The sequence below is a fragment of the Corynebacterium sp. MC3 genome, assembly GCF_900099485.1.
Classification (GTDB): Bacteria; Actinomycetota; Actinomycetes; order Mycobacteriales; family Mycobacteriaceae; genus Corynebacterium; species Corynebacterium pseudogenitalium.
The window spans coordinates 1-16,203 of sequence record NZ_LT622809.1 but is presented as its reverse complement, the minus strand read 5'-3'; the positions used below and the strand labels follow the sequence as shown (position 1 = coordinate 16,203).

13 protein-coding genes and 1 pseudogene are annotated in these 16,203 nt (G+C 63.9%); 8 read left to right on the top strand and 6 right to left on the bottom strand.

Going from position 1 to position 16,203, the window contains the following annotated elements:
- Positions 1 to 35 precede the first annotated feature (35 nt).
- Genes BQ4436_RS00325 through BQ4436_RS11375 form a run of 7 tightly spaced genes read left to right on the top strand, consistent with a single transcriptional unit; the run spans position 36 to position 9,190 of the window.
- A complete protein-coding gene (locus BQ4436_RS00325; protein WP_070975128.1) occupies positions 36 to 2,021 on the top strand; it encodes a galactan 5-O-arabinofuranosyltransferase in 1,986 nt (661 codons plus the stop codon).
- Positions 2,022 to 2,032: 11 nt separating this feature from the next.
- Complete coding sequence (locus BQ4436_RS00320) at positions 2,033 to 3,544, top strand: arabinosyltransferase domain-containing protein (protein ID WP_083329356.1); 1,512 nt, start codon at positions 2,033 to 2,035, stop codon at positions 3,542 to 3,544.
- Complete coding sequence (locus BQ4436_RS12085) at positions 3,442 to 4,278, top strand: arabinosyltransferase domain-containing protein (RefSeq protein WP_255366068.1); 837 nt, start codon at positions 3,442 to 3,444, stop codon at positions 4,276 to 4,278. The genes BQ4436_RS00320 and BQ4436_RS12085 overlap by 103 nt, the downstream gene beginning before the upstream one ends.
- 33 nt (positions 4,279 to 4,311) lie before the next feature.
- Positions 4,312 to 5,613, top strand: coding sequence for an arabinosyltransferase C-terminal domain-containing protein (locus BQ4436_RS12080; protein ID WP_070975125.1), 1,302 nt, complete (start codon positions 4,312 to 4,314; stop codon positions 5,611 to 5,613).
- Between the two features lie 18 nt (positions 5,614 to 5,631).
- Positions 5,632 to 6,516, top strand: coding sequence for a cutinase family protein (locus BQ4436_RS00305; protein WP_070363303.1), 885 nt, complete (start codon positions 5,632 to 5,634; stop codon positions 6,514 to 6,516).
- Positions 6,517 to 6,560: 44 nt separating this feature from the next.
- Positions 6,561 to 8,411 carry a M13 family metallopeptidase gene (locus BQ4436_RS00300; protein WP_070975195.1) on the top strand — a complete coding sequence of 617 codons (1,851 nt, stop codon included), beginning with the start codon at positions 6,561 to 6,563 and terminating at the stop codon, positions 8,409 to 8,411.
- Positions 8,405 to 9,190 carry a hypothetical protein gene (locus BQ4436_RS11375; RefSeq protein WP_083329355.1) on the top strand — a complete coding sequence of 262 codons (786 nt, stop codon included), beginning with the start codon at positions 8,405 to 8,407 and terminating at the stop codon, positions 9,188 to 9,190. Before BQ4436_RS00300 ends, BQ4436_RS11375 begins: the two co-directional genes overlap by 7 nt.
- Positions 9,191 to 9,907: 717 nt before the next feature.
- Here the strand turns inward: BQ4436_RS11375 and BQ4436_RS00290 are convergent.
- From BQ4436_RS00290 to BQ4436_RS00265, 6 genes and pseudogenes are all read right to left on the bottom strand, one after another.
- Positions 9,908 to 10,672 carry a VOC family protein gene (locus BQ4436_RS00290; RefSeq protein WP_070975123.1) on the bottom strand — a complete coding sequence of 255 codons (765 nt, stop codon included), beginning with the start codon at positions 10,670 to 10,672 and terminating at the stop codon, positions 9,908 to 9,910.
- Positions 10,673 to 10,960: an RNA-binding S4 domain-containing protein gene (locus tag BQ4436_RS00285; RefSeq protein WP_070477226.1), complete on the bottom strand. Its 288-nt coding sequence runs from the start codon at positions 10,958 to 10,960 to the stop codon at positions 10,673 to 10,675.
- Positions 10,961 to 10,962: 2 nt separating this feature from the next.
- Entirely contained in the window at positions 10,963 to 11,295 is a 333-nt protein-coding gene (locus BQ4436_RS00280; protein WP_070363307.1) for a heavy metal-binding domain-containing protein, read from the bottom strand.
- A gap of 29 nt (positions 11,296 to 11,324) precedes the next feature.
- Positions 11,325 to 12,044, bottom strand: coding sequence for an SDR family oxidoreductase (locus BQ4436_RS00275; RefSeq protein WP_070363308.1), 720 nt, complete (start codon positions 12,042 to 12,044; stop codon positions 11,325 to 11,327).
- A 441-nt stretch (positions 12,045 to 12,485) separates the two neighbouring features.
- Positions 12,486 to 13,832, bottom strand: a pseudogene (locus BQ4436_RS00270) (IS256 family transposase).
- A gap of 227 nt (positions 13,833 to 14,059) precedes the next feature.
- Positions 14,060 to 14,371, bottom strand: coding sequence for a transposase family protein (locus BQ4436_RS00265; RefSeq protein WP_070363309.1), 312 nt, complete (start codon positions 14,369 to 14,371; stop codon positions 14,060 to 14,062).
- A gap of 232 nt (positions 14,372 to 14,603) precedes the next feature.
- Here BQ4436_RS00265 and BQ4436_RS00260 point away from each other — a divergent pair, with 232 nt between their 5' ends.
- Positions 14,604 to 15,002, top strand: coding sequence for an SHOCT domain-containing protein (locus tag BQ4436_RS00260; protein ID WP_070477224.1), 399 nt, complete (start codon positions 14,604 to 14,606; stop codon positions 15,000 to 15,002).
- Positions 15,003 to 16,203 lie beyond the last annotated feature (1,201 nt).

Genomic DNA, 16,203 nt, shown 5'->3' with positions numbered 1-16,203 from the left:
GTGGTGGATGCGCTGCGATGTGCCAAACTGAGTGCATGACAGATACATCCATCCAACCCACGCTGGAGTTCAAGACCGTCGACTACGAGCCTGACGCTGTGTCATGGACGTCGGCGGTCTTGCGCATGCTTGCGGCCGGTACCAGCGCGGCGGTGGTGACGTTGGCGGTGTGGTACGTGCTGCACTCCACGTCGCTGCCTGCGTTTAATACCTCGATGGTGACGCGCGCTCTATCCACGGGCGGCTCTTTCGTTGTGATTCTGTGCGCGGCGTTGGCGTGCTGGGCGTGGGTGCGGAAGCGCCTGTCGCGGCCGGTGCGCGTGCTGTGCCAGGCTGTCTGCGGGCTGGCCCCGGCTGGTCTGGTGATTACGGCGCTGGGGATCCCGCTGGCGTCGACACGCCTGTGGCTGGACGGCATCCAGGTGGATCAGGGGTTCCGTACCCAGTTCTTGAGCCGGATGACCGAGGTGGCCACCAACCAGGACATGAACTACCTGGACCTGCCTACCTTCTACCCGATTGGGTGGTTCTGGCTCGGCGGGCGCCTCGCGCACCTGCTGGGCATGGAAGGCTGGGAGGTATACCAGCCGTGGGCGCTGGTATCCCTGGCTGCCGCGGCGTGCGCGCTGGTACCGATTTGGCGGAAGCTGTGCGGCTCCCTGCCGGTATCCACGCTGATCGCGCTCGTATCGACGGGCATCGTGCTCACCGAGACTCCTGACGAGCCCTACGCGGCGATCGTCGCCCTCTTCGCCCCCGCGGCCGCTGTCACCGCGTACAAGGCACTGACGGGCTCCTGGCAAGCCACGGTGGTGCTGGCGCTCTACCTGGGCGTTTCCGCCATGTTCTACACCCTGTTTACTGCGATCGCCGCGCTGACCGTTGTGGTGATCGCGGTGCTGTTATGGTTCCGCCGCAAGTTCGCGCGCGGCCCCGTCGTGCACCTTTTGGCTTCCGGGGTGGGTGCGCTGTGCATCGCGGCGATTGGTTGGGCGCCGTACCTGTACGAGTCGGCCTTCGGCGGTTTCGACGTGCGCCACACCGCGAACCACTTCCTGCCCGCCCAGGGCACGGTGATCCCGCTGCCGTTCTTCTCCCTGTCCATCATCGGCGTGCTGTCGGTGTTGGGCCTGATCTTCATGGTTGGGCGCCTGCATGTGCCTGAGGTGGCGTCGTTAGCTGTGATGGTGGTGGTCTGCTACACCTGGGTGATCGTCTCGATGTTTGCGTCGCTGCTGGGCACGTCCCTGCTGGGCTTCCGCATCGAGGTGCTGCTGATGCTGCTGTTTTCCACCGTGGGTATCTTCGCGGTGGCGGACTTGCGCACTGCTGGCGTCGATTATTACTACCCGGGCCACTTCAAGGAGCGCACGCAGCGCGTGATCACCGCGGTGCTCATCATCGTGGTGGCTGCGGGCACGCTCTCGTTCGTGCAGCGCATCCCGGCACTCAACGAGGCGCACATTGACCAGGCGTACTCGGATACGGACGGCTTCGGCGAGCGCGCCGACCGCTTCCCGCCGGACCCGGGCCGCTACTACGGCGAGATCGACGAGTTCATCCAGTCCCACGGCTACACCCCTGGGGAGACCGTGGTGTACACGGATGAAATCAACTTCATGGCGTTCAAGCCCTACCACGGCTTCAACGCGTTCACCAGCCATTACGCCAACCCGTTGGGCGAGTTCCACCTGCGCAACGAGGCGCTTTCGCAGTGGGCGAAGCTCTCCTTCGACGCCCCCGAGAAGCTCGACGCAGCGATGCAGGACACGAAGTGGACGGCGCCGCAGGCATTCATTTTCCGCGGAACCATGAGCGATGACCCGCGCGCCGACGCCACCGAGAACCGGGATGTGGCGTGGAAGACGCACATCGGCCACAACATCTTCCCGAGCGAGCCGAACGTGCGCTACGAAGGCCTGTTCTTTAACCCGAAGGCGTTCCCCCGCGAGACGTGGGACGCGAAGCAGATTGGTCCGTTTGTCGTGGTGGTTCGCAATGCCGCCACGCCTGAGAAGTAGAGTATGCCCCTGTGACAACTGAGACATCCGTGAATCCCGTGAACCCTGCGAACCCACAGAGTGCGGCGAGCACGCCCGGCGCGCAACAACCTCGGCGCGCCCCGCGCCAGCTGGTGGCTGCGACCGTCGTGTCCGGCTTCATCGCCTTCGTGTTGCTGCTGCTGACGCCGCTGCTGCCTGTGACGCAGGTGCAGTCGTCAGTGCAGTGGCCGCAAGGCGGCTCGGTGGGGTCGGTGAATGCCCCGCTGATTTCGCTGGCGCCGCAGGAGATTGACATGACGGTGCCGCTGGAGGCGACGCGTCACCTGCGTGAAGGCCAGAACATCATTGTGTCGACGCTGCCTGCGTCCTCGGAGGAGGCGACCGACCGTGGCATGTTTGTGTCCGCGCCGGATGGCGGGTTGGTGGTCAGCTCGATTAATAAGGTGCTCTTCGAGTTGAGCCCCGGCGAGCTGGCGGGTATCGGCCCGGACAAGCAGCTGCGGGTGCACATCACGGATGAGCAGGCGGAAATTTCGGTGCCGGGCACCAGCTTCGAGGAGGTCCTCGAGGATGATTATCGCCCGCAGCTCAGTGGGTTGTACTCGGAGCTGAAGGAGGAGTCGTCGGCGCAGCTTATTGACGCCGGGCTCGCCGCCAACATCGAGATCAACTCTCGCTTTACGTCCAGCCCGACCCTGGTGAAGTCGCTGGCGATGTGGCTGGGGCTGGCCGCGATGGCGGTGAGCCTGTGGGGGCTGTGGCGCCTGGATCAGCTGGATGGGCGTCGTATCCCGCTGTTCAACCGTCGTTGGCGCACGTTCAAGCCGCTGGACGCGGTGGTGCTGGCGGTGCTGGGGTTCTGGCACGTGTTCGGCGCGAACACCTCGGATGACGGCTTCCTGCTGACGATGGCGCGGGTCTCGAACGACTCGGACTACATGGCGAACTATTACCGCTGGTACGGCGTGCCCGAGGCGCCGTTCGGTTCCCCGTTCTATGACGTGTTGGCGTTGTTGGCGAAGGTGACGACGGCGTCGATGTGGATGCGCCTGCCGACGCTGCTGGCCGCCATCTTGGTGTGGTGGCTGATTTCCCGCGAGCTGCTGCCGCGCTTCGGCGCGGTCATCGCGGACCGCCGCATGGCGTACTGGACTGCAGCGTTTGTGTTCCTGGCGTTCTGGCTGCCGTACAACAACGGCACCCGCCCGGAGCCGATTATCGCGATGGGGTTGACGCTGACGTGGGCGCTGTTTGAGCGCACAATCGCGACGAAGCGGCTGGCCCCGGCGGCGCTGGGCACGGTGGTGGCGGCCCGGCTCCTATCCCCCTCTTTTTTGACCTCTAGATGGGTAGCCGCACCCCGAACCACCTCCTGCCCGCCCCGGGGACGGGGGTCCCCCCGCCGCTTTTCTCCCTGTTCATCATCCGCGGGCTGTCGGTGGTGGTTCGGGGTTTACGGGTGCCGCTTATCCTCGGTGAGAGGTGTAGAAGAGACAGGGCCTGCGGCCCGACGGGCCTGGCGGCGGTGGGCGTGTTCCTGATCTGCCTGCCTGAGGTGTTCCGCATCATGAACAAGCGACGCGCGATTGCCCCGGGCATCGCGTACATAGCGGCGTTTCTGGCGGCGGGCTTCGCCGTGATGGTGCCGGTGTTCAAGGACCAGACGCTGGCGACGGTGTTGGAGGCCACCAAGGTGCGCGGCGAGGTCGGCCCGGCGCTGTCCTGGTACTCGGAGTGGGTGCGCTACGGCACGCTGTTCCAGGAAGCTGTCGACGGCTCGCTGTCGCGCCGCTTCCCGATGCTGGTCTTCGCCTTCTGCGTAGTCCTCATCCTGTTTTCGATGGCACGCCACGGCGCGATCCCAGGCACGCCTGCGAAGCCGACGCAGCGCCTGATGCTGATCATCGGGCTGTCCACGTTCTTCCTGATGTTCACCCCGACGAAGTGGACGCACCACTTCGGTATTTACGCGGGTATCGGCGGTGTGGTCGCAGCACTCGGCGCGGTGGTGCTGTCTCACTTTGCGCTGCAGTCGGCGCGCAACCGCTCCTTTGCGATCGCCGCGGTGCTCTTCCTGGTGTCCCTGAGTCTGGCGGGCTGGAACGCCTGGTGGTACGTGTCCTCCTTCGGCGTGCCGTGGTGGGACAAGAACCCACAGGTGAAGGGCATCGAGGCGAACACTGTTTTGCTCGGAATTACGCTGGTGATTGCCTTGGTGGGCGTCGTCCAGTGGCTGCGGCCGCGCCCTGATTCCTGTCTCTTATATACATCCTGATGTGTTCAAGAGACAGTCCTTAAAGATGACTTTGTGGCGGCGCAGCGCATCATGAGCCTGTCTCTTATACACAGCGGCGTGATGGCCGCGCCGATCGCCGTCGCCGCGGTACTCATGGTGGCGTTTTCGTGCCTCACCTTCGTGAAGGCGTTTGCGGAGCAGACCCCGAACTACTCGGTGGGCATGGGCAACGTGAAGACGTTCAAGGGTGACATCTGCGCCCTCGGCAGCGAGATTCTGCTTGAGACCGACACGAACGATTCCTTCCTCACCCCTGTCGACGGGGTGCCGCTGGGCCGCTCGCTGGACTCCGGGGTGAACCGCGCGTTCTACCCGGACGGCGTGCCTGCCACGATCGCGGACGACAACGCCGACACCACGGATACGAAATCGGGCGACGACACCGCCATCGAGACCGTCCAGTCCGATGCAAACGAGGAGCCTGAGCTCTCCTCGGATGCACGCAGCGTCGAGGGCAACCGCCCATTCACGCTGCGTGGTGTCAACGGGTCGACGGTGCGCCTGCCGTTCAACCTGGACTTCAACCGCATCCCGCTGCTGGGCACATACGACGAGCGCGCGACGCGCACGGCCTACCTGGAAACCACCTGGTTCGAGCTGCCACAGAAGCGTGACGACGCCCCCCTGCTGGTCACGTCCGTGGCTGGCAAGATCGCGCACCACGACATTAATGGCGTCGAGAAGGAAGGTGCCGAGCTGGTGCTGGAGTACGGCGTGCGCAGCGACGACGGCTCGATAAAGACCCTGGGCGAGGCAGAAATGCTGGACCAGGGGCCGACACCGAAGTGGCGCAACCTGCGCTACCCCATCGCGGACCTGCCTGAGGAGGCGAACGTGGTGCGCCTCGTCGCCGAGGACGCCTCCCTTGCGGAGGACGACTGGATGGCCGTCACCCCGCTGCGCAACCCGACGCTGCAGCCGCTGAACAAGATGTTCGACTCGGACACCCCGGGCCTGCTCGACTGGTCGGTGGCCTTCCAGTACCCGTGCCAGCGCACGTTCAACCACTTCGCCGGCGTGACCGAGATTCCGGAGTTCCGCATCATGCCTGACGCACCGGGTAAGCAGCAGCTGTCCGGCTTCATGGACTTCCTGGGCGGCGGTGCGCTGTCCACCGCGGAGGCCGTGAACTACTCCTACCAGGTGCCGGGGTATATGAAGGGCGACTGGCAGCGCGACTGGGGTTCCCTGTCGCGCTACCAGCTGCGCACGAACTCCATTGGTGAGGTGCCAGCGCTCGCGGAGATCCAACTCGAGGAGGTCACCCGTTCAGGGTGGTGGACCCCAGGCCCGATGAAGATTCGGGAGGTCTAACAGCTAAGATGAGGCGCCATGCGCGCTTTCTCATCCCTCCGCTCCGTCCTTGTTGCCGTCGCTACCGCCGCCCTTGTCGCGGTTGGTGCGGCGGCACCTGCGTCTGCACAACAGCTGCAGCTGCCGGCGCCGATCGCACCGTCGTTCCGGCTGCCGAGCCTGCTGAAGTCCCAGGGATGCAAGTCGGAGTACTTGATCGCGGTCCCCGGGGGCGTCAATACGATGCCGGGGCTACCGCGCAACCTGCCGCATGGTGGCAACGTGTGGCTCACGGGCGTGCTTACCCAGCTGTTTACGGGCGGGCAGATTCAGCCGCTGTGGATCGCGTACGACGCCGCGCCGTTCGCCACCACACAGTACCGGACGGCGTCGAACCGCGGCTACGCGGAGACGAAGAAGGCCGTCACTGGCATCGCGAACGCCTGCCCGAACGCGCGATTCAGCTTCACCGGCTACTCCCTCGGCGCGGATATTGTGTCGCGGATGCTCAATAACATCGCGCACGACCGCGGCCCGATCGCGAAGGAACGCGTTGCCTCGGCCGCGCTGTTTTCCACCCCGTACCAAGGCGGCAACGGCGCGGCGCTCTCTGCGGGGACGTCGCCACACGTGCGCGGCGCGCTCGGTGAGCTCGAGGGCGGCTATGGCGACCTCGGTGAGCGCGTGCTGGAGATCTGCAACACCGGCGACATCGTGTGCGCCCCGGCGGAGGATCAGCGCGAGATCGTCGACCCGGCGATGGACGTCAACCTGAGCAGCGGCGAGATGCCCCGCTGGGTGATTGACATCGCGCGCGCGAACGACGGCCGGACGAGCAGCATCATCCACTCGATCGGTGCGCACGGGTCCTACACGCTGGCGCAGCAGCATGAGGCTGCGAATTGGATCGCCAACCACCGCTAGTCCCGCCGACGCGCATGTCTGGCGCACACGTTAGAGTTGTGGGCATGCATGATCTTTTTCATCACGTAAACGGCGAGTGGGTCGACTCCCACGAGATCCCGGCCGACCGCGGCATCGACGGCTCCTTCTACGCCCTGCGCGACAAGGCGGAGGAGGACGTCCACGCGATCGTCTCGGAGACCAGCGACCTGTTCGCCTCCTTCATGGACACCGACGCCATCAACGCCGCAGGAACCGCGCCCCTGCAGCCGGACCTGGACCTGATCGCGGTGAAAGATATCGAGGAGTTCGCCCACAACCTGGGCGTGCTCGACCGCACGGGTGTCGGCTCCCCCCTGGCCTTTTGGGTTGAAAAGGACTCCCAGGGCGAGGACAGCGTGCCCTACCTTGTCCAATCCGGCCTTGGCCTGCCGGACGAGGCCTACTACCGGGAGGACGCCCACGCGGAGACCCGCGCCACCTACCAGAAGCACGTGGCCCGCATGCTGGCGTTTTTGGACCCGGCGTACCTGCTGGGGCTTACGCCTGAGGTGGCGGCGCAGCGCATCATGAACCTGGAGACCCAGGTGGCGGCCAGCCACTGGGATGTGGTGCGCAGCCGGGACGCGATGGCTACCTACAACCCGGTGGAGTTGGCGGAGTTGCCGTCGATAATTGTGACGATGCTGCGCGGCGCCGGGCTTCGCGACGGCCGCGTGATCAACATGATGCCCTCCTTCACCGAGGACTTAGCGACGATGCTTCGCCCCGAAACCCTCGCCGACTGGCAACTGTGGGCGGCGTGGACCGTGCTGCGCTCGCGCGCAAGCGTGCTCACCGAGGAGATCGGGCGGGCGAACTTCGAGTTTTACGGCACGGTGCTCTCCGGCGCGACGCAGCAGCGCGACCGCTGGAAGCGCGGCGTGGGGCTGGTGGAGTCGCTGGTGGGCGAGGAGATCGGCAAGGAGTATGTGGCGCGCCACTTCCCCGCCAAGTCGAAGGAGCAGATGCTCTCCCTGGTGGACTACCTCGTGCGCGCCTACGAGCAGCGCATCAGCAACCTGCCGTGGATGACACCCGCCACCCGCGAGCGCGCCCTGGAGAAGCTGCGCCTGTTCCAGGCGAAGATCGGCTACCCGGAAACCTGGCGCAGCTACGAGGGCCTGACCTTTGACCCTTCCGGTGAGCAGCTGGTGGCCAACGTGCGCCGCGGCGCCGCCTTCGAGCATGACTACCAGCTGGGCAAGATCGGCAAGCCTTCGGACCGCTCCGAGTGGGTGACCACCCCGCAGACCGTCAACGCGTTCTACAACCCAGTGGTCAACGACATCACCTTCCCTGCCGCGATCCTGCAGCCGCCGTTCTTCGACCCGGAGGCGGACCCGGCGCGCAACTTCGGCGCGATCGGCGCGGTGATTGGCCACGAGATCGGCCACGGTTTCGACGACCAGGGCTCGCGTTACGACGGCCACGGCAACCTCAACTCCTGGTGGACCGACGAGGACCGCGCCCACTTCGAGGAACGCACCGCGAAGCTGGTGGAGCAGTTCCAGGGTCTGGTGCCTTCTGTGCTGGAGGGCCAGGACGTGGCGGGGGTCAACGGCGAGTTCACGCTCGGCGAGAATATCGGCGACCTGGGCGGCCTTGGTATCGCGGTAGTGGCGTACCAGCTGTACTGCGCCGACAACAACGTCGAGCCGAACCTGAAGGAGCTCTTCCTGGCGTGGGCCCGCGTGTGGCGTTCGAAGGCGCGGCCGGAGATGGCGACGCAGCTGCTGGCGATTGACCCGCACTCGCCGAACGAGTTCCGCTGCAACGTCATCGCCTCCAACGTTGACGAGTTTTACGAGGCCTTCGACGTGGAGCCCGGCTCCCCGATGTGGATCGCCCCGGAGGAAAGGGTCAAAATATGGTAGAGGAATCGTCGCTTCAGCCCGGCGCGGAGGGCGCGCACTACCCGCTCAACGAGCAGGGTTCCGAGGAGTTCCAGGTCGGTGGCGTGGAGCGCACCCTGCCGGAGTCCGAGCAGCTCGCGCAGCTGGTGTCCTACATCGAGGCGTCCTACGAGGACTCCCCGCAGTACCTGGCGTTGCTTCCGGACCGGATTACGCACGCCGCGATGCTAATGCTGGGCTCCGCAGTGGATCACCAGATGCCGGGCGTGGCGTTGACCGGGGACGTCTCCGTCGAGGACGCCCCGCTGGGCCAGGTGTTCACCTCATCGAAGGCGCCCGCAAAGGGCGGCGTGTGGGTGGTGTCTTGCTACGACGGGCCAGCGGATGCCCGCGAGTTCGCCTGGCGCCCCGAGGTTGCCGCCTGCGCTGAGCAGGCCGGTGCCCGCGCCTACGACGTAGACGACCCGACTGGCGTCGCCTCCGCCGTGCATGCCGCACGCCAGGAAGGCGCAGACATGGTTGCCGTGTGGGGCACCGGCTCCTCCTGCGGGCTGCTGCCTGCGGGCGCGGACGCCTACGTGCTCACCTTCCCCACTGACGCTGCTACAACGATCGAGGTCGGCGAAGCGAAGGTGCTGCTGCAACGCGCCTCCGACGCCGCGTGGGAGCAGCCCTCAGTCGAGGGGGCGGAAGTGAAAGAGTACGTCTCCACCGGGGTAATCGCTACCCCGGCCCAGCACCGGCGCAAGGTCCTCGATGCCGCGGAGTTTCTTTCCGGACTTGCTGTGGCCGAAGGCTGACGCGGGCGTGGCGTCGTGGCGCTGCACAATGCCGCGCCGCACATCCACGGTGTTGTGGTAGGCGCTGCCGTTCGTCAGCGCCGCCACCGCCCACGTCTCATCCAGCGTGGTGCCCCAGGAGACAGAGGCGGTCGCTGTGGTGGCCTCGTTGGCCCAGCCCATCTTGGAACCCTGCACGCCGCGCAGACGCGCGGTGCCGAACTGCTGGCCAAACCCATCATTGGCTACCAACGACTGCCGACGCATCCCTTCCAGCAGCGGCTCCGCCGCTGGGTCCCACAGGATCGCCGCGATGAAGGTGGCCACGTCCCTCGCCGACGTCAACGTGGTACCCCACGCGCCGACGCGCTGCGTGCGCTCCAGCTCGAAGTCGGCAGCAATCTCGTCGATGGCCTGCGGGTAGCGAGCGTCGAGCGCCTCGGCGATCGCGTCGTTGGACACCCGCACCATCTCCTCAACTTGCGCCTTCTCCTCCTTCGTGCCGTTGTAGAGCACCCAGTACCCCAGGTAGAGCTTGGCCAGGGACAGCGCGGCGCGTGGCTCTTCGCCCGCCGGGGAGATCGACACCCGGCCGTCCGGGTGCACCACCGCCAGCGCAGTGCGCTCCCGCGTGTAGCCGGGGTTCACGTGAAACCCCTGCAACGCGGGCATCAGCGCGCACACCAGCAGCGCAGCAATCCACTTCTTCAACACAGTGCTTCCGCTTCGTTTCGCGCCCTAGAGGTCCAGGATGGAGTCCGCTTCACTGACGTCCTCACCGACCGGCTCCGGCACCTCACACAGGTACACGTTGGCGCCGGTGGCGTCCTTCGCCCCAAGCATCGGGCCGAACGGGCTGAGCGTCGGGCCAGCCAACACCTGGCCGCCACCCATGCGCACCGCGTGGGATGCCGCATCAACGTCCTTGACGCCGAAGTAGGAGTGCCAGACCGCCGCAAGGCCGTGCTGCTGCAGCCGCGGGTCCAGACGCAGGCCCAAGAACGCCGCGCCCTCCTGCAGCGCAATGTAGTAGCCGCTTTCTTTGCGCAGCTCCCAATCGAACAGCTCCCCGTAGAAGTCCACGGTGGCCTCATCCGGCGCCACGCACTCGTACCACACCGAAACACCCGGCTCACCAGCGGCAACGAAGGCGTCCTCCCCCGCCGGGCGCATCAAGCCGAACAGACCACCGGATGGGTCGGCACACACCGTCATCACACCGAAGTCCACCTCCTGGGAGCTCAGCACCTTGCCCCCCAGCGGCTCCACGCGTGACTCAATCGAGCCGTCCGCGTCCATGAAGTACGTCACCCACAGGTCCCGCTCCTGCTTCGACGGCACGAAGCCCGCCACCGGCAGCCCGTCCTTGCGGGCAACCCGGTACGTCTCGCCCGTAACTTCCCACCCGAGCACCTTCGAGTAGAAGTACGCGGACTTCTGCACGTCTTTGGTCAAGCAGTCCTGCCAGTACGGCATCCCTGGTGTTCCCTGAAACGCAGGCATTTACATGTTCCTCCACTTTTCCGGATCGAAATCGTCGTTCGCGGTGCGCTCATCGAAGTAGTCGCCGTCATCCCCGCCGGTGCTCACGGTTGCCGTTTGGGTGCCGACGGTGACGGAGTCGGCGTCGAAAAGCAGGTGCCCGCGCGCACGCACCACCTCCCCATTGACACTGACCTCGCCGGCGTTGATGAGCTCCTTGGCGTGCCCGCCGGACTCCACAAGGTTGGCCACCTTCAAAAACTGACCGAGCTTAATGCTCTCCCCCGAAATCACCACATCAAACGCCATGATTACACCACCGGCGGAGCAAGCTTGACCGCAGTGCCCACCGCGGACACCAACATCATGCCGCCGTCAGCGCCCATGGACTCGTAGTCCACCTTCACGCCAACCACCGCGTCAGCCCCCATCTCCGCGGCGCGATGCCACAGCTCGTTCAGGGCCTCCTCGCGGGCGCGCACGACGTCGGCCTCCCACGCGGCGGCGCGACCACCCACAATGTTGCGAATGCCCGCCGCGAAATCCTTGAACACATTCATGCCGACGATCGCCTCGCCGCCCACGATGCGCATGTACTCAGCGATGGTGCCCCCATCGACGGAATTAGTAGTGCTTAGAATCATGCAGCCAGTCTAAGCCACGCCCCCGACACTTAGCGTTCAGCCTGGTCAGTCGGCATAATCGACAACGTATCGATGTTCACGTGCGGCGGCAAACTCGCCACCCAGCGCACCGCCTCCGCGATGTCCTCCGCGGTCAAGTTCAACTTGCCCTCGTACACCGCGTACGCACGCTCGGCATCGCCCGCGAAACGGTTCAGGGAGAAGTCCGTCTTCACCCGGCCAGGGTCAATCTCCGTAACACGGATGTTGTTCTCCGCCTCCTCCCGTCGCAGCGCCCGCGTGATCCCGCGCAGCCCGTACTTCGCCGCGTTATAGCCGCTGCCGCCCTTGTACGCGTCAGTCGCCGCCACGGACCCAATGTTCACCACCAGACCGGACGCCTCCAGCAGGTGCGGGTACAGGGCCTTCGTCACCCGCATGGTGCCGAGCACGTTCGTCTCGTACATCCACTGCCAGTCGGCGGGGTTCGCGTCGCGAAGCAGGTCGAGGCCCTTCGCGCCGCCCGCATTATTCACCAGCAGCCCAACCGGCCCCTCAATTATCGACGCCAACTCCCCCACACTCACCTCATCCGTCACATCAAGGCGCACCGCCACGCCCCCGATCTCTTCTGCGATGGCCTGGCAGTGCTCCACCCGGCGCGCCGCCACGTACACCTTCCAACCGTCCGCGGCGAGCGCCCGCGCACACGCCTCCCCGATCCCGGCGGAGCCTCCCGTTACTACGGCTACTTTCGTTGTCTCTGTCATGGTTGGCAGTGTAGTGCTCGTGCGGGCTCGGCGTGCCTGGGCGTTTGGGTGATCGTCCTGCTTTTTCAAATCTCAGGGTTATACTCTCACCTGCAGTGCGTACCCATTCATGTGAGTACTTCACTGTCCGCAGGAGTTTATTCACCTGCGCCTCTCCGTGGGATTTCGTCCCTCACCTGCGGAAGGACCCTATGGGGCGGCGCCTGATAAGGAGGAATCCTATGGGTTGCTTCATGCTCCAAATTGGGCTTAAGAGACATTTTGTGTGTATAAATCTATCTGGTTTCCTGGGATGACCTCGGACAACAACCAGATATGGTTTTCAAAACAGTTCCATTCGCCCGTTTCGAGAAACCAACACCAAATGACGTCTGGTGTGTGGTATGAAGTCTGCGGGTAGCGCAGGGACCCCAGCGAGATCGAGTGCTCTAGGGGGGTGGTTTACAAGTAGTCCGCGAATCGGTCGGGGTAAGCCACGGCTAGTTGGTTGATGGCTTGTTTCCACCCGGTGGCTTTCGCTCCTTCAATATAGCCGTTGCACTCAATGTCGCGCTTTGCTTTCTTCGCTCGCTGGGCGGCACGCTTGTTCGATGTTGCAGATCATCAGCCACAGCGTCTTTAGTGCGGCAGTATCGTTCGGGAATTGGCCCCTGTTGCGGGTAGCTTTACGCAGTTCAGCATTCAGCGACTCGATTGAATTGGTGGTGTAGAGCACCCGGCGTGCCGCCGGCGGAAACTGCAGAAACGGCACGAACCGCTCCCAGGCGTCGCGCCAGACTTTGACCGACTGGGGGTATTTCCGGCCCAGTTCACTGGCCTCGAAAGCATCCAGGCTGGCACGTGCGGTGTCCTCGTTAGCGGCTGTGTAGACCTCACGCAGCGCGCGGGAGACTGCTTTGCGGTCCTGGTAGGACACCCACCGGTTCGCAGCCCGAATCAGGTGCACAATACAGGTCTGTACCATGGAATTCGGCCAGGTTGCCTCCACGGCTTCCGGCAAGCCTTTGAGCCCGTCGCAGCACACAATGAACACGTCTTGGACACCGCGGTTAGCCAGATCCGCACACACCGATGCCCAGAATGCGGCTCCTTCATTGTCGGCGATCCACAGTCCCAGGATGTGCTTGATGCCGTCCATGTCGACACCAACCGCCATGTAGCAAGCCTTGTTGACCACGCGGTGGCCGTCACGGATTTTCACGCGTAGCGCGTCGAGGAAGATCACCGGGTAAAACTCGTCGAGCTGGCGGTTTTGCCAGATCATGACCTCGTCTAACACCGCATCGGTAATGGTGCTGATCGTATCCGGGCTCATATCCACCCCAAGGGTGGTCGCGAGGTGATGCTGGATATCGCGCACGGTCATCCCACCGGCGTAGAGCGAGATAATCATGTCGTCGAGCTCTGTGAGCCGACGTGCACCCTTGGGCACCATCCGGGGAGTAAACGTGCCGGCACGATCCCTGGGCACGGTCACCTCAACTGCGCCGTAGCCAGAATTGACGGTCTTGGTGTACGACCCGTTACGGTGATTATTCTCCTGTGCGGTTTCGACCTGGGATTTCGCTTTGCGGTCGGAATGGCCGTAGCCCAAGTGCGCATCCATCTCCGCCTTAAGGCCAGCGTTGATTGATGCTTGCAGCAGGCCTTTGACCAGCTCGCTTGCATCATCAGCGGAGCTCGACAGCTCGCTAATCAAGCTGGCGATTTCAGAATTTTCCATCAGCTTCTCGCTGATCTCGTTGACCCTCGCCGGGTCATGGTTTTCTTCGGTGACACCGTAGTCATTATCGGTGAAACTCCTTCTAGATCAGAGCCTCACACACAAACTTCCTGACACCCTTCAGGAATGACAGGCGAGGAGCAATCCGCGGGGACGGATAAGGCCACAGCGCGTTCAAATGTCTCACATGAGTGCAACGGTGAGGGGTGTAGAGAACGCACGGTGGGCGGTTGCGAATAAGTGACCACGCTGGCAGCCAAGAGGTACGAGCGATGAAAGATCAGCTCGAGCATTAGCGAACGTACTGACGTCGCTTTATTAGGTGTACTGACCGGGTACGTTGCGGGCACGCCGGTTCGGCGCACCGCCACAGCCGCTTGCGCCACACCAGCAGCACCGGCCGCCCCGCCGAGGGGATGTCACGCACCAGATGCTCACGCCGGCCGTGGGCCACCGCGACCACCCCGCACCGCGGGCACCCGGTCACCGACTCGGAGGTCTCCACCAACAGCTCCAGCTCACCGCCGTACTCACCGACGGCAAGCACCACCAACCCCGAGATGCCGAGCATCGCAGCGGACAGGACGGTAGCCTCAACACTCACCTGGGACTCCTCTCGATCCGTTGCTTGGTCGCTACGAATCGTGGAGTCCCAGGCCCGTCTTCACCAGCCCAACCCGGTCAGCGCGTCGCAACCCGGCTACTACGCTTGGTGAGGAAAAGCTGCTAACATGGTTCGGCGACGGCCCGGGCACGTCCTTGTTCCTAACCGTCGTGCGCTGGGGTCCGCGTGGACCGCTCGGCCAGCGTCCATCCAGTCAGGAGGAAGTCAGCAAATGTTCGACGACAACGGCTCATTCCTACTCGCCATGTTCGAGTTCTTCATCTTCTTCGCATGGCTCATGTCCCTGTGGTGGATCTTCGGAGATCTCTTCCGCAGCAAGGACCTCGGCGGCTTCGCGAAGGCGCTGTGGGTGGTGTTCATCCTCGCGCTGCCGTTCATCGGAATGCTCGCGTACCTGCTTGTTCGAGGTCGGGGGATGACCGACCGCGCGGTCGAGGCGCGCCAGGAGCTCCAGCAGCGGCAGGATGAGTACATCAAGTCCGTCGCCGGCGGCTCCGCCGGATCGAGCCCGACCGATGAGATCGCCTCGGCGAAGGCCCTTCTCGACTCGGGAGCGATTACCCAGCAGGAGTTCGACCAGATCAAGGCAAGGGCGCTCTCCTCGGTCTGACCCTGGTCCGCTCCCTCGCCAGCCGCAGCGTCGCGGTCCGAGGGCGGCCATCCGGCGCGGCCTAGGTATTCGCCAAGTGTGCGGCTTGCGCGCGCGAGCAGGCGCATACCGGGCAGAGGGTGTCCGATTGTTTGTGTGCGGGGGGACTAGAACCAGCCGCCTGTGCGTTGGGCGGTCGCATATAGCCAGGGGGACGAGCAAAGCCCTTGACGTGCACAATTCTGGTCGCATAGAGGTATCGGGGGTTCCGGTCGACCTCATTGCGTCGACCAACCCAGGTCAGCGGTGATTTGGATGATTTTGGGGCTATTTTGCCGATTTTGCGCTGACCTGCGTTGGTAAACCGGAGTAGGTCGACGGGAAGAGGTCGACGGGCCGAAAGAATTCGATACCGGCATTGATCATCAGTGGAACCCAGCTTAGGCGTGAGAAGAGGGTGGGCTGGACGCGGCTAGTTACACACAAAATGTCCCTTAAGCCTCGATACCGGCATTGATCATCAGTGGAACCCCAGCTTAGGCGTGAGAAAAGGGTGGGCTGGACGCAGCTAAACACACACAAAATGTCCCTTATCGCGACACGCCGTAAAAACACACAAAATGTCCCTTAAGCCCCAAATTGAGAGACACAGAAAACTAAAGAGAAAGGGATGCGAAGATGGAAATTCAATCTTCGCATCCCGTGGGTGTGGTTACTTGCGCTAACCGTTGGATTCACCCGCGCTTCTGAAGCAGTTTGGCCGCTCCTTCAGAATGCTCTCATGTAGTGTGTCCCTCGCCACCCTCCAGGTCCTCAAACACCCTGGAGGGTGGTTCTATTTTGCAACACAACAACACATCACAACACCATGTTTTGTGTTGTACTCATTGTCCCCCTGACATGTCCCCCTGTCAACCGAAACCCCTCAATGCTCTGTCCCTTCTCGGCTCGCACCGATACTCTTTGAAAAAGTTCCCGCGCTCGGGAACCATTTTGGATTTCGAGCCCACTCCGGTCGACCGACGCTGCCGTTTCCCCAGTTCGCGACGCCTGTCCATGAAGATCGTTCCCCGCATCACGGTTCTCGGGGGAACTTTTTCGACGGGCGGGGGCGGTAAGCCGAGCGGCAGGCAGGGCCGTAGGGGCTACACACCCCGGTACCCTGGCTGGTATGTATTCGATGGAGCAGATGCGATCAGGTCAGTGGTACCTCCCCGGCGGC